The sequence below is a fragment of the Streptomyces sp. 184 genome, assembly GCF_045781775.1.
Classification (GTDB): Bacteria; Actinomycetota; Actinomycetes; order Streptomycetales; family Streptomycetaceae; genus Streptomyces.
On record NZ_CP123230.1, the window covers coordinates 2253966 to 2268763 of the forward strand.

9 protein-coding genes are annotated in these 14798 nt (G+C 74.8%); all 9 read left to right on the top strand.

Annotated elements, in window-relative coordinates; translation table 11 throughout:
* The first annotated feature begins 7 nt into the window (after positions 1-7).
* The 9 genes from QBL21_RS09660 (at position 8) to QBL21_RS09700 (ending at position 14763) form a co-directional block, all read left to right on the top strand.
* Positions 8-1312, top strand: coding sequence for a DUF4192 domain-containing protein (locus tag QBL21_RS09660; protein WP_407561637.1), 1305 nt, complete (start codon positions 8-10; stop codon positions 1310-1312).
* A 206-nt stretch (positions 1313-1518) separates the two neighbouring features.
* Positions 1519-3771: a glycogen debranching N-terminal domain-containing protein gene (locus QBL21_RS09665; RefSeq protein ID WP_407566363.1), complete on the top strand. Its 2253-nt coding sequence runs from the start codon at positions 1519-1521 to the stop codon at positions 3769-3771.
* A gap of 78 nt (positions 3772-3849) precedes the next feature.
* Positions 3850-4608 (top strand): NUDIX hydrolase, encoded by a 759-nt coding sequence (locus QBL21_RS09670; protein ID WP_407561638.1) that lies wholly within the window; start codon positions 3850-3852, stop codon positions 4606-4608.
* A gap of 205 nt (positions 4609-4813) precedes the next feature.
* The gene (locus QBL21_RS09675; protein WP_407561639.1) at positions 4814-6748 is read left to right on the top strand and encodes an ATP-binding cassette domain-containing protein; all 1935 of its coding nucleotides are present in this window, start codon (positions 4814-4816) and stop codon (positions 6746-6748) included.
* 67 nt (positions 6749-6815) lie between these two features.
* A complete protein-coding gene (locus QBL21_RS09680) occupies positions 6816-7817 on the top strand; it encodes a FadR/GntR family transcriptional regulator (protein ID WP_407561640.1) in 1002 nt (333 codons plus the stop codon).
* A 770-nt stretch (positions 7818-8587) separates the two neighbouring features.
* Positions 8588-10177 (top strand): RNA polymerase sigma factor, encoded by a 1590-nt coding sequence (locus QBL21_RS09685; protein WP_407561641.1) that lies wholly within the window; start codon positions 8588-8590, stop codon positions 10175-10177.
* A gap of 187 nt (positions 10178-10364) precedes the next feature.
* On the top strand, positions 10365-11411 hold the full coding sequence (locus QBL21_RS09690) for a patatin-like phospholipase family protein (RefSeq protein WP_407561642.1): 1047 nt from the start codon (positions 10365-10367) through the stop codon (positions 11409-11411).
* Positions 11386-13749, top strand: a complete 2364-nt coding sequence (locus QBL21_RS09695; RefSeq protein WP_407561643.1) for a hypothetical protein — start codon at positions 11386-11388, stop codon at positions 13747-13749. Before QBL21_RS09690 ends, QBL21_RS09695 begins: the two co-directional genes overlap by 26 nt.
* A 174-nt stretch (positions 13750-13923) precedes the next feature.
* Positions 13924-14763: a S1 family peptidase gene (locus QBL21_RS09700; protein ID WP_407561644.1), complete on the top strand. Its 840-nt coding sequence runs from the start codon at positions 13924-13926 to the stop codon at positions 14761-14763.
* Positions 14764-14798: the final 35 nt, after the last annotated feature.

Below are 14798 nucleotides of genomic sequence, written 5' to 3' on the forward strand. Positions count from 1 at the left end.
TCATGCCATGACATCGCACAACGAAACGCAGGTCGTGCTGCGCAGCCCGGCGGAGCTGGCCGACGCGCTGCCGTACTTGATGGGGTTCCACCCGGACGACAGCGTCGTCCTCGCCGCGCTGCACGGCGAGCGCGGCCGGTTCGGCGGCCGGCTGCGGCTCGGCATCCCGCTGGACCGCGACGGCTGGCCGGACGTGGCCGCGCAGCTCGCCGAGTGCCTCATCGAGGGCAGCGCGAAGCGGGGCGACAAGCCGGACGGCATCGTCGTCTTCCTCTGCCAGGACCCCGGACTGGGAGAGAAGCCGCGGGAGGTGATGGAGCGGCTGCGGTCGCTCGCGCAGCGCCTGCGGGTGGCGTGCGGACGGCTGGAGGTCCCCGTCGTCGAGGCGTTGTGCATCTCCGCCGGACGCTTCTGGTCCTACCTCTGCCCGGACGAGCGCTGCTGCCCCCCGGAGGGTACGGAGCTGGCCCCGCCCGGCAGCTCCGCCATGGCCGCCGCCGCGACCTACGCGGGCGTGCAGAAACCCGGGTCGCTGCGTGCGCTGGAGGGCAGGCTCGCGCCCCGGCACCCGGACGTGGACCGGCAGACGCGGGCGCTCGACGCGGCCGGCGGCTCCCTCGTGCCGCGGATCCTGGAGCAGGTCGGGCGCGAGACGGTGCGCGAGGAGACCGTGGCGCTGACGGACCGGCTGATCGCCCGGCTCACCGAGGCTCCGCCGCCCGCGGGGGAGGCGGCGGCGGACACCGATGCCCGGGACGACGCACTGCTCACCGACGACGAGTGCGCGGCCCTCATCGTCGGGCTCCAGGACCGGCTCACCCGCGACCGCGCCGCCGAGCGGATGGAGGGCGCGGAGGAGGCGGGCGCGCTGCGGCTCTGGCGGGCACTGGCCCGCCGCTGCGTCGGGGCGTACGTCGAGCATGCCGCGGCGCCGCTGACGCTCGCCGGCTGGGTGGCGTGGTCGAGCGGCGACGAGGCGGCGGCCCGGGTCGCCTTCGGCTGCGCCCTGGAGTCCGACCCGGAATACCTGTTCGCACGGCTGCTCCACCAGGCGGTCAACGAGGGCCTGGACCCGGAGCCGTTGCGGCGCTCCCTGCGGCGTCAGCGCCGCGCCCGGGAGGCCGCCTCGCCGGCGCCGGCGGAGCCGCCCTCCCCGCCGTCCGCGACCGCGCCGTCCAGGTCGCGGGCCCGGCCGCTGTGCCTGCCGCCGGCCCAGCCGTCGTCGGCCGGCAGCTCCCGCCGCCCGCCCGGCCGCCGCGCGCCGCGCCGCACCGCCCGCCGCCGCGACGTGCGGAGCAAGGAGGAGCGATGACCGGATGAGCGAGCGACGCGGGGCCGCCGGCGGGCGGTCGGCGTGACCTGGAGGGGACCGCGGGCGTTCTCACGGCGGCGGCCGGTCGCCGCCCCTTTCCGTCCACGGCTTCCCGAGAGGACTGCCGCGTGTCTCCCAGCCCCCTGCCTCCGCGTCAGCGGCCACCCGTGCCCGGCCCCGCGCACGACACGCTCGTCTGCGTCGCCATGCCGGCGTTCGCCGTCTCCGCCCGCCACGGCCAGCTCGACGGCCACGGACTCGAAGGGTTCTACCGGGCGGGGCGCCGGCTGGTCGGACGGCTGCGCCTGCGGGTGGGCGGCGTCGAGCCGCTGCCGGTGCAGGGACGGCGGGCGGGAGCGGACCGGGTGCGCTTCGTCGGCACCGTGCGCACCGGTGCGGAGTCGGGGCCGGACCCGGCCGTCGTGGTGGAGCGGGTACGGCACGCCGCCGGCGTCGAGCGGATCACACTGCACAGCAGCGCCACCCGCGTGCTGAAGCTGACGCTGGAGGCCGAGCTGGGCACGGATCTGGCCGAGCTGAGCGCTGTCGCCGCCGGCGGCGGGCACCGCGAAGTCCCGGCCAGCGTCCACGAGTCGGGCCTGCGCTGGCGCCCCCTCGCGGCACCGGCGGACCCCGGCCGTGAGCCGGACGCCGCTCCCGAGGGGAGCGGGGGAGCGGGAGCGCGCGCCGCCGACGGGGCACGGGGCGGCACCGCACCCGGCGGTGGCGTGCGCGACGGCGGGACACGTGACGGGGGCGGGCGCGGCGCCGTGCGCGGCGGCGCGGCACGGGGCAGCGGCGCGCGCGGTGGTGCGCCGCGCGGGGGTGCGCTGCCGTCCGGCGCAGGTGCGGCCGGCGCCGCGCGGCCCGCGGACAGCGGCGGCGGAGGGGGAGGCGGGGGTGGGGGTGGGGCCCCCGGGGTGGGGGCCCTGGTCAGTGCGGAGCCGCCGCCCGACGACGTGATCGCCGCCGCCGGACTGCTGCGGTGGAAGCTGGAGTTGGCGCCGGGCGGGTCGCGCACGCTGGAGCTGCGGATCGGCACGGACCAGGCGGGTCCGCGGGAGCTGCCCCCGGTGCCGTGGTCGCCGGCCGCCGCCGCGGCGGGTGACGACCCGGGGGTCGCCCCGCTGCTGGGCACCGCGCTCGACGATCTGCGGACCCTGCTGCTCCGTGACCCGGCGGAGCCGGCCGACGTCCACCTCGTCGCCGGGGTGCCGTGGCGCTGTGCGCTGGCCCCGGCGGACGCGCTCTGGGCCGCCCGCATGCTCCTCCCGCTGGGTACGCGCCTGGCCGCCGGCACGCTGCGCGCCGTCGCCCGCACCTGGCCCCCGGCCCCGGCCGCCGGGGCCCCGGGCCCCGCCCGGCTGCCCGGCACCCTCAGGGACTCCGGACCGCACCTGCCCCCGGCCGCCACCGGCGTCGAGGCCACCCTCCTCTTCCCCGCCGTGCTCGCCGAGGCGCGCCGCTGGGGCCTGCCGGAGCGCGACCTCGACGGACTCCTGCCCGCCGCCGAGCGCTGCCTCGCCTGGCTCCGCACCGCCGCCGACGACCGCGGCTACGTCCCGGACCCCGCCCCCGGCGGCCCGTACCGCTGCGAGACCCAGGCCCACGCCCACCGCGCCGCCCTCCTCGGCGCCGAACTCCTCGACGCCTGCGGCCGCCCCGGCGCCGCCGAGTGGCGGCAGTGGGCCGCCGGGCTGCGCGAGCGCTTCCGCGCCGACTTCTGGACCGAGGACGTCGCCGGCGGCCGGCCCGCGGCGGCCCTCGCCCCCGACGGCCGCCCGCTCACCCACCTCGGCAGCCCCGCCGCCCACCTCCTGCCCACCGCGGCCGACGCCCTCGTCCGCGATCCCACCGCCGACACCCCCGGTGCCGACACCCCGGTCCCCGCCGACGGCGCACCGGGCCTTCTCGACAAGGCCGGGACCGGCCAGCTCGCCCGCCTCCTCGGCGCGCCCGCCCTCGACTCCGGCTGGGGCCTGCGCAGCCTCGGCGCCGCCGAGCCCGGCTTCAACCCCTTCGGCCACCGCGCCGGCGCCGTGCACGTCCACGAGACCGCCGTCGCCGTCGCCGGCCTCTTCGCCGCCGGGTACGACAAGGAGGCCGTTGCCCTCCTCCGCGGACTCCTCGACGCCGCCGGCCACTTCGGCCACCACCTCCCCGAGATGTACGCGGGCGACCAGCGCACCGCGGGCGGCGCCCCCCTCCCGCACCCGGCCGCCTGCCGCCCGTCCGCGGTCGCTGCCGCCGCCGCCGTGCACGTCCTCACCGCGCTCGCCGGCGTCGCCCCCGACGTTCCCGCCGGTGCCGTCTCGGCCCATCCGCCGCGTACGGCCCCGCTGGGCGCGCTCCAGCTCACGGGCTGGCGGCTGGCCGGCGAGCCCTTCGCCGTACGGGTCAGCCGCCTCGGCCTCGCCGTCGTCGAAGAGGCCGCCGCCGGCCTCCAACTCGGCTCCTGAAAAACCGCCCCGGGGCCGTCCGGCCCCTCTCCGCACGAAGTCCTGATTATCGTCAGGCAGACGACTAAGATCCCCGCCATGCCCCCCTACGAGCCGTCCGCCTACCCGCCGTTCGCCGTGACCGTCGACCTGGTCGTGCTCACCGTGCGGCGGCACGCCCTGAGCGCCCTGATCGTCCGCCGCGGCGAGGCCCCTTTCCAGGGCAGGTGGGCGCTGCCCGGCGGTTTCGTACGCGAGGAGGAGGACCTGTCCGAGGCGGCGGCCCGTGAACTCGCGGAGGAGACCGGTCTGCACGCGCACGGTCCCGTGGAGGAGGACACCCCCGCGCACGCCGCGCACCTCGAACAGCTCGCCACCTACGGCGATCCGAAGCGCGACCCCCGGATGCGCGTGGTGAGCGTCGCCCACCTCGTGCTGGCCCCGGACCTGCCCGCGCCGCGCCCGGGCGGCGATGTCGGGGGTGCCCGCTGGGCACCGGTCGAGACGCTCGTCGGCCCCTCCGCCGACGACGACGCGGAGCATCCGCCGCTGGCCTTCGACCACCGCCGGATCCTGGCGGACGGCGTGGAGCGGGCCCGCTCCAAGATCGAGTACTCGTCGCTGGCCACGGCCTTCTGTCCGCAGGAGTTCACGGTCGGCGAGCTGCGCCGGGTGTACGAGGCGGTGTGGGGCGTCGCCCTGGACCCCCGGAACTTCCACCGCAAGGTCACCGGCACCCCCGGCTTCCTGCTGCCCACCGGCGGCACCACCACCCGCCAGGGCGGCCGTCCCGCCCAGCTCTTCCAGGCCGGCGGCGCCACGATCCTCAACCCGCCGATGCTGCGTCCCGAGGTCTGACCACCGGGCCCCGCACCCGCTCCGCACCGCGCCCGGGCGCTCTCCCGGGATGCCGAGACCCCGGGCGACGACCGTCCGGTCATACGAGTCGTACGAGCACACATCCGCGACGCCGCACCGCGCCCCGGCGGTAAATCCCCGCCCTGGCGTGCCTCTTGCGCAATCATCCCTATATGTCGGAAATCGACCGATTTAGGGAGGTGTGGTGATCCAGGCCATCGGACTCACGAGCCGGCCCCGCGGCGCCCGGCCGCCGGCCGTGCGCGACCTCACGTTCGAGGCCGAGGCGGGCACCGTCACCGCGCTGCTCGGCGAGCCCGGCGCCGGCAAGACCGCCGCGCTGCGCCTCATGCTCCAGTTGGACAGCGGCCGCGGCATCGCGCTCTACGACGGCCGCCCGCTGAGCCGGCTCCCCGCCCCCGCCCGCGAGGTCGGCGCCGTGCTCGGTGACGTGGCCGGCCACCCCGCCCGCACCGTCGTCGCCCACCTGCGCATGCTCGCCGCCGCCGTGGGCGTGCCCGCCGCCCGTGCCGACGCCCTGCTCACGCACGTCGGCCTCGACGCGCTCGCCGACGACCGGCTCGACGCGCTCTCGCTCAGCATGGACCGCCGCCTCGGCCTCGCCACCGCGCTCCTCGGCCAGCCGCACTCCCTGCTGCTCGACGACCCCGTACGCGATCTGCCGCGCCGCGAGGCGGCGTTCTACTACGGTCTGCTGCGCGAGCTGGCCGCCGCCGGCGTCTGCGTCGTGCTCGCCACCGCCCAGCCCCGCGTCGCCGCACACTTCGCCGACCGCGTGCTGACGCTACGCGCCGGCCGGCTCGTCGCCGACGAGGAGGCCGACGACTTCGCCCGGCTGCGGCTGCGCCCCTGCGTCATCATCAGAACGCCGCAGGCCGAGCGGTTCGCCAGCTATCTGGCGCGGCAGGCGAGCACGCCGGAACGGCGCATCGAGGTGGTACGCCGCGACGGCGGCGCCCTCGCCGTCTACGGATCCGACAGCGCGGCCGTCGGCGAACTGGCGTACCGCAACGGCATCCTGCTCCATCAACTCACCGACTCCTCCCACGAGTCCGTCCTCACCGCAGCCCCCCGAGCCGACACCGGAGCCGACACCGCGGCCACCCTCACCGCGACCGCCACAGCCACTGCCACACTAGACACCGGCACTGACAACGGCCCCGAACCCGCGGACGCGGGCGACACCCCGCCCGCCGGCACCCTCGTCCCCACCCCCCTCTCCGACCCCGACGACGCCCCCCTCGCCGGCCCGCTCCGCCGCCGCTGGCTCCCCGGCCCCGCCCACCCCCTGCGCTACGAGCTGCGCCGCGCCACCTCCGGCTCCCGCCTGCCCCGCGTCGCCGCCGCCGGCACCCTCGCCGTCGCCGTCACCGGCGCCGCCCTCCTCGCGCACTCCGCCGGCGGCTCCGCCGTCTCCGACGCCCCGGCCGTCCGCATGCTCACCGGCTGGGCGCCGGTCCTGCCGCTGCCGCCCGCCGCGATCGGCGCCGGGCTGATCGGGGCGCACGCCTTCGGACAGGAGTTCAGCTTCCCCTCGCTCACCGCGGCCGTCGGCGCCGTACCGCGCCGCCTGGGCCTGCTCTTCGCCAAGCTCGCCGTGAGCACTGCCGTCGCGCTGCTGCTCTTCGTCGCGGTGCTGCTCGCGGACGCCACGGCGCTGCTCGTGCTCTTCGGCGACGTCGTGGACATGCCCGCGGACGGCGGCCTGCAACTGCTGAGCTGGGCGGGTGTGACGGTGGGCTGCGCATGGACCGGGGTGCTGGCCGCCGGGCTGTTCACCTCGGCGTCGCTGGGACTGGCCGCGGTGCTCACCGTGCCCGTCGCCGTCGCCCCGGGGGTGCACGCCCTGGCCGACACCGACGCCGTACGCCGCCTGGGAGAACTCCCGCTCCAGCTCATGCGCGTCCTGCACATCCCGCGGCCGGGCAGCGGACCGGACCTCGGCGGCGTCTTCGGGGTGCCCGCCCAACCGTTCGGGCACGCGCTGGTGTTGTCCCTCGGTGCCCTCCTGGGTGCGTACGTCCTCACCGCGGGCCGCGCCCGTTCCCTGGGGCGCGCCCTGGAGCGGAGCGGGTGTCCGAGTTTCGTACGGAAGGTTTTCAACTCGCCTGGTGAATAGCCGGTTTCCCACCGGTTTGAGGATGGAACGGCGTCAATGGAGGGGCGCTGGGCGATCACCCTTTCGTGTGCTTTTCACCAAAGCCCTCAAGGCTGCCGTGGCGTCCGCCGACAAAGGTTTCGTGAGTACCCTTGCGCAGACCATGATGACGGCCCGTTCCTCCGAATCCGGCTTCGCCGGCCACGGGGACCTGGACCGCTACCCGTACGCGGACGGCCACGCGGCCGCCGCCCCCGCCGCTCCCGTCCCCCCGGCCGCCGCCCCCGGCCCGCCCGCGCCGCCCGCCCCCGCACCGCCCGCGTGGGACACCGGCGAGCCCGAGATCGGCCGCGTCGGCCGCCGCGCGGCGACCAGCCGGGGCCGCGGCCTCCACGGCCAACTCGTCCAGCAGCTCGGCCAGATGATCGTCTCCGGCGATCTGGGTGCCGACCGCCCGCTCGTGCCCGAGGAGATCGGGCAGCGCTTCGAGGTCTCCCGCACCGTGGTGCGCGAGTCCCTGCGCGTGCTGGAGGCCAAGGGCCTCGTCAGCGCCCGCCCCAACGTCGGCACCCGGGTCCGCCCGGTCAGCGACTGGAACCTCCTCGACCCGGACATCATCGAGTGGCGGGCCTTCGGCCCGCAGCGCGAGGACCAGCGCCGGGAGCTGTGCGAGCTGCGCTGGACGATCGAGCCGCTGGCCGCCCGGCTCGCGGCCGGGCACGGCCGCGGCGCCGTCCAGCAGCGGCTGACGGACATGGCCGAGATCATGAGCCACGCGCTGGTGCAGGGCGACACGGTCACGTTCGGCCGCGCCGACGCCGAGTTCCACGCGCTGGTCCTCCAGGTCGCGGGGAACCGGATGCTGGAGCACCTGGCCGGCGTGGTCTCCGCCGCGCTCCAGGTCTCCGGCGGCCCGGCCGGCGGCTGCGACCGCCCGAGCGAGGCGTCCGTCTCCCACCACGTGCACATCGTGGAGGCGCTCGGCAGCGGCGACGCCGCCGCCGCCGAGTCGGCCATGCGGCAGTTGCTCGGCGTGCACGCCGAGATCGGCGCGGGCGACCGCGTCGTGCCGGCGCCGCGCGAGCACTGACGGCGGGGTACGGGCGCGGGGCCCCGGCCACGCGCCCCCGTCGGTACGAGCCGCCGGCCCCGGCCAGGGGACGGCGGCGCAGTGCCCGGGCCGCGGGAGAACCCCGCCCGGCCGCCGAGAACCCGGGTCCGCCCGCCGGAGAACCCCCGCCGGACTGGCGGAGCACCCCGCCGGCCGCCGAGAACCCGGGCCCGCCTGCCGGAGAACCCCCGCCCGGCCGCCGAGAACCCCCGCCGACGGCCGAAGACCCCGCGCGGCACGTCGAACGGCCACCGGGACGCCCCGGAAGGCCCCCGTATACCGCCGGAGGACCCCCGGAAGACCCCCCGGGGCACCCGTCCGGCCGATCCCGGCGCATCCGGTGCGTCCCCGGGCCCGGCACGTACGGGAGCACCCCCTCGGAGGCCGCCCGCAGACCGCCCGGACACCCCCGGCACACCCCCGAAACCCCCGCCCACCGGGCCTCACCGGGCCCCACCAGGCCCGCGCGCCCCACGCCCCCCGGCGCACAACGGTCGGCAGCCGGGCGCACGACGCGCTCCACCCGGGCAACCGCACGCCCTCGGGGCGCCCGGACGGGCGGGCGCCCGCCGGGCGGCTTTCGTGCGGCCGGGCCGGTGGCGGTAGATTGTGACCTGGGCCACGTGGATTGGGCGTAACGCTGTGCGGGAAGGCGCGATGACCTAAGAGGTGGTGGCGCACGTATCGCGGTTCCGCCTCTACGCCGGTGGTCCATCCCCGCCACCGGTCGTTCCCATCGTTTCGAGAGGTTGTTCGTGTCGGCCAGCACATCCCGTACGCTCCCGCCGGAGATCGCCGAAGCTGAGTCCGTGATGGCACTCATCGAGCGGGGGAAGGCCGAAGGGCAGATCGCCGGTGATGACGTGCGTCGTGCCTTCGAGGTTGACCAGATTCCGCCCACCCAGTGGAAGAGCGTCCTGCGCAGCCTCAATCAGATCCTCGAAGAGGAGGGTGTGACACTGATGGTCAGTGCCGCAGAGGCGCCCAAGCGCACCCGCAAGAGCGTGCCGGCGAAGACCCCGGCGAAACGGACCGCCACCAAGGCGGTCGCCAAGCAAGCCGTCCCCGCCAAGACCGCGACGAAGAAGCCGACGGCCACGGCCACGGCGCACGCGGTCCAGGAGGCCCCCATGGACGATCCGGTGCCCACGGGCCTGGGCGACCCGGCGGACGAGCCGGAGAAGAAGGCCGCCGCCAAGAAGACCACCGCCAAGAAGGCGGCCGCCCGGAAGACCGCGGCGAAGAAGGCCCCGGCCAAGAAGGCCGCCGGCAAGAAGACCGCGGGCAAGGACGGCGAGTCCGGCTCCGACGGCCCGGACGACGGCTCCCTGGAGAAGGAGCAGCCGCCCGCCGAGGCCGAGGCGGAGGGCTTCGTGCTCTCCGACGAGGACGAGGACGACGCCCCCGCCCAGCAGGTCGCCGCGGCCGGTGCCACCGCCGACCCGGTCAAGGACTACCTGAAGCAGATCGGCAAGGTCCCCCTGCTCAACGCCGAGCAGGAAGTGGAGCTGGCCAAGCGCATCGAGGCCGGTCTCTTCGCCGAGGACAAGCTCGCCGCCGCCGACAAGCTGGCGCCCAAGCTCCGCCGCGAGCTGGAGATCATCGCTGAGGACGGCCGCCGCGCCAAGAACCACCTGCTGGAGGCCAACCTCCGCCTGGTGGTCTCCCTCGCCAAGCGCTACACGGGCCGCGGCATGCTCTTCCTGGACCTCATCCAGGAGGGCAACCTCGGTCTGATCCGCGCCGTCGAGAAGTTCGACTACACCAAGGGCTACAAGTTCTCCACGTACGCCACCTGGTGGATCCGGCAGGCGATCACCCGCGCGATGGCCGACCAGGCCCGCACCATCCGCATCCCGGTGCACATGGTCGAGGTCATCAACAAGCTGGCCCGCGTGCAGCGCCAGATGCTCCAGGACCTGGGCCGCGAGCCCACCCCGGAGGAGCTGGCCAAGGAGCTGGACATGACCCCGGAGAAGGTCATCGAGGTCCAGAAGTACGGCCGCGAGCCCATCTCCCTGCACACCCCGCTGGGCGAGGACGGCGACAGCGAGTTCGGTGACCTCATCGAGGACTCCGAGGCGGTCGTCCCGGCCGACGCGGTCAGCTTCACCCTCCTCCAGGAGCAGTTGCACTCCGTCCTCGACACGCTCTCCGAGCGCGAGGCGGGCGTGGTCTCCATGCGCTTCGGGCTCACCGACGGGCAGCCCAAGACCCTGGACGAGATCGGCAAGGTGTACGGCGTCACGCGCGAGCGCATCCGCCAGATCGAGTCCAAGACCATGTCGAAGCTGCGGCACCCGTCGCGCTCCCAGGTGCTCCGCGACTACCTCGACTGAGCCGCGCGACCCCGAACGCCCCCGACCTGCCACGCCGCGGGTCCGGGGCGTTTCTCCTGCCGGGTGCGCGCCGCCGGACTCCACGTCCGCGATAGGCGCGGAAGTCGGTACGTATCCGTGAACTGTCCGGGAATTGACGCCACTTGCCGCGCATGACAATCTCGGATCTTCAGGGAGGACATGACTCATGAGTAGTGGTGCCATGCCGTGGCACGCGGACCATCCTGTGCTGACCGCCTTACGTCATCGCCGGGAAAAGGGACACACCCACGACAAGCCCGTGGACGGCCTCAAGATCGGGCTGGCCGTCGAGGGGGGCGGGATCCGGGGAGTCGTCTCGGCCGCCATGCTCTGCGCCCTGGAGGACTCCGGGCTCAATCAGGCGTTCGACACCATATACTCCGCTTCTTCCGGCGCCATCAACAGCGCCTACTTCCTCAACGGCGAGACCTGGTATCCGCTTTCGATCTACTACGACGACCTCGCCACCCGGACGTTCGTCGACTTCCGGCGGGTCCTGCGCGGCCGCATCATGGACCTGGACTACGCGTTCGAGGTCGTGGACAACGTCAAGCCGCTGGGCTACGAGAAGGTCATCGACTCCCCGACCAGGCTCCACGTCGCCGTCACCCTCGTCGACGAGATCCGCACCGCCGCCGTCACCGACTTCACCTCGCGCGCGGACCTGCGCTCCGCCCTCGTGGCCAGCGCCTGGCTGCCCGTCGCGCTGCGCGGCACGGCCGACTTCCGCGGCTCCCGGGCCGTGGACGGCGGCGTCCTCACCCCGCACCCGTACAGGCTGGCACTGGAGGACGGCTGCACGCACGTGCTCTCCCTGAGCACCCGCCCCATCCAGCCGCCCTCGCAGAAGCTGTCGGTCTCGCAGCGCTGGGCGATCCGCCACCTGGACCGCATCCGTGACGGCCTCGGCCGCGGTTACGGCAAGGCCATCCTCCGCTACCGGGACGAGCGCCTCACGCTCCAGCGCCGGATGACGCAGCCGGGCGACGCCCCGTACGTGCTCGACCTCGCGCCCATGTCGTGGATGCCGCAGGTCAAGCGGCACGAGCTGGATCCGGGCCGGATTCTCAGCGGTGCCCGCGGCGGATACGAGGTGATGTACTGCGCCGTCGAGGGCAAGGACCCCGAGCTGATAAGGAGCGGCCGCATTCGTGCGGTGCCCCAACTGACCATCGTGACGAAGGACGATGCCCGCAACCGGCCGCGCGCGTAATCTCCGCGCGATCATACGTGCCCTATCCGCCGCTCCGTCCGCGCAGGGCGGTACCGGGGCCGCGAACCCGGAAGAGAACGAGTTATGCGAGTGGGGCCGGGACGACTGGAGCCGGGTCCTTTTCGGGCTGCCGTTCGAGGCGCACAGTTTCAGCGGCGAGTTCGAGCAGTCGTGGGAAACGGTCATCGCACAGCTCACCCGCTGGCGTACGGAATTCGCCTCCCGCCCGGCGGAGTTCCGCGAAGAGTTCCGGTCGGTCGGCGGATATCTCGGCCTGCTCCTTCTCACCCTGGTGTCGCTCTCCCACTCCTACCAGCGCCGCTACGACCAGGGTGAGCGGACACCGCACGACTGCGCCGCCCTGTGCGTGCCGACGGTGGCGGACCCGGCGGTGCGCGAGGCGCTGCACACGCTGTACGCGCCCGACGTCGCGATACCCGACGTGGACGGGAGCGTGGACGAGGACGCCGTGACGCTCGACGCGTGGCGCGAAGTCGACATCGAGACACTGCGCTTCCACCGCCACGGCACGACGTCGTTCATCCTGACCGGCCTCCCGCGGCGCCAGGCGCACGGCCGGCGCATCCCGTTCGCGCTCAAGTGCATCCTCTACCCCTACCTGCGGGTGCCGACCATCGTCCGCGCCACCCGCGACTACCGCTCCTCCTTCGCCACCTCCGGCCCCGGTGACGAGGCGGCGACCGAGTCGCTGCCGCTGGCCCGCGCGTGGGCGAGCAGCGGGCGGTGGATCCTGATGGACTTCGTGCCCGGCGAGACGCTGGCGGAGTACCTGAGCCGCCGGCCGGACAGCCCCCGCATCCGGCTCGATCTTTTGCGCGACCTCGGGCCCCGGCTGCTGGCCGTGCTGGACGAACTCGACCGGTGCGGCCTGCGCCACGGCGACCTCTCCCCGTCCAACATCATCCTCAGCGGCTCGGGCTCGGGCTCGGGCTCGGGCTCGGGTGCGGGTTCGGGATCCGGATCGGGCACCGGGCCGGGGGACGGCCGCTTCGTCCTCATCGACCTCGGTGTCAACTACCTCTACTCCCACGCCGTCCCCGGCTCCGGCGGGCCGGACTCGGCGTTCGTCGCACCCGAGGTGCGCAGCGAGACCATGGCGGTCGACCCCCGCCAGGCCGACCTGTACTCCGTCGGCCAACTCCTCATCGCCATCGGCAGCGGGGCGCACCGGGGCTCCGGCGACGGGGCGGGCGCCGTGACCGTACCCGACGGCTTCTACGCCGAGACGCCCCTGCTGGCCCGCTTCATCGAGGACCTCACCGACCGGGTCCCCGAGAACCGCCTGCTGCTGTTCGGGCCCACACCGGGCGAACGGCTCTACCCGCAGTTGCTCCACTTCTACGAGGAGGAGCTGGAGGCCGTCGAGGCGACCCGCGCGCAGAGCGCCGGCACCCGCTTCGTCCGCCTCTACACGCCGCTCGCCGGCGCGCCGAGGCAGCAGCTCCAGATGTGGCGGATCCGGCGCACCCAGTCGCTCTACCACGACCCGCAGCGCGGCATGCACGTGCGCTGGCTGCTGTTCTTCTCCTGGCTGTCGGCCGCGGCCTGGTACGTCGCGGCCAGCGTCGTCCTCATCTACTGGCTCCGCGACCTCAACTGGGACTGGGGCAACACCTACATCACCCTGCTCCAGCGCACCAACAGCGCGGGCGAGGAGGAGTTCCCGCTGCTCGACGGGTTCCGGCTGGACGGCTACACCATCCCCGACAACTCCGCCAACACGCCGGTGCGGCTGGTCGGCATGAGCTTCCTGCTGGCCGGTGCCCGGTACTACCAGAACCTCTTCGCCGGCCTCACCCCGCTCGTCGCCGGCCGGCGGCAGGGGCGGCTGAGCCGGCGGGCCATCCTGGCCGAGGTCGCGATGCGGCTGTTCACCCTCGTGCCCGCCGTGCTGGTGCTGTCGACCACCCTGTTCCACCGCGACTGGTGGCCCATCTGCACCGCGATCGGCATCCTCTCCACGGCGCTGTGCAACGCCGCGTGCCTTGTCTTCGCCCGCGCGGCCATCGCCGAAGCCCGGGCCAGGCAACTGGGTACGGTGCCGCAGGGCCGGATCGCCGGGCTCGACGCGCTCCTGAGCTGGACGCTGACGGCCGGCTTCTACAGCGTCGCCTGCTGGGGCATCGGGCTGTCGATCTACGCGGGCACCGCGAAGGACGTCTACATCTACGCCGGCTCGGTGGCCGCCATCAACATCGTGATCTTCTACATCGCCCGGTGCAGCGGCAGCGCCGCCGACGAGGTACGCACCATCCTCACCCGCGCCTGTCTCGCCTCCGAACGGCTGCGCCACCTGCCGGCAGCGGCGACACCCTGACCGCCGGTCCGGCGCCGGGGGTAGTTCGGATGCCACGCCACCCCCGGAGCCGCGTCGCCGCAGGTCAAGCGGAGTGTCCGGGCCGTACCGGCGCCGCGACTGACGTGCGGCCCGCGTGCGGCTGACCGAGGCTGAGGGGCACGACCGCTCTGCCTCACGTGTCAGGGAGACCCCATGCGCCTGCGTCTTCGCTCGATCGCCGCCGCCGTCGCCGTGCTGCTGCCCCCGGCCGTGCTCGGGCAGGCGCCGCCGGCGGCGGCGGACGGCGTGGTGGTGGGCGGGCAGCCGGTGCGTATCGACGACAGCCCCTGGGCCGTCGCGCTGACCAGCCGGAAGCTCTTCGGCGACGAGCGGTCGGGGCAGTTCTGCGCGGGCGTGCTGGTGTCGCCCGAGGTGGTGCTGACGGCGGCGCACTGCCTGGCGGAGGAGACCCTGGGCGTGCACTGGAGCAAGGTCGAGGACCTGAGCGTCGTGGCCGGCCGCGGGGACCTCGCGAGCACCGCGGGGCAGGAGTTCGCGATCGAGCGGGTGTGGGTGAACCCCGACTACGACGGCTGGACCAACGCCGGCGATCTCGCCGTGCTGCGGCTGGCGCGCCCGGCTGAGGCCGGTCGCTTCCCGAAGCTGGCGGCGAAGCCGGACGATCCGGCGTACGAGCCGGGCTCGCCGGCCCGGGTCTACGGCTGGGGCGGCACCGCGGGCGACGGCGGCTATCCCACGACGCTGCACGCCGCGGACGTCGAGGTGCTGCCGGACACCGTCTGCGAGCGGGCGTACCCGGGCAGTCCCGACGGGCGCTACCTCGCCGGGTCGATGGTCTGCGCGGGGCTGATGCGCGGCGGCCGGGACGCCTGCCAGGGCGACAGCGGCGGCCCGCTGGTCGTACGGGGGCGGCTGGTGGGCCTGGTCTCCTGGGGGCAGGGCTGCGGGGAGAAGGGCCGTCCGGGCGTCTACACGCGCATCTCGGCGGCCGTGAAGACCGTCATGGCGCACCGCCCCGGCAAGGGCTCCTGAGGGACGTACAGGCGCCTCCTGCGCCTCTCGTGCGG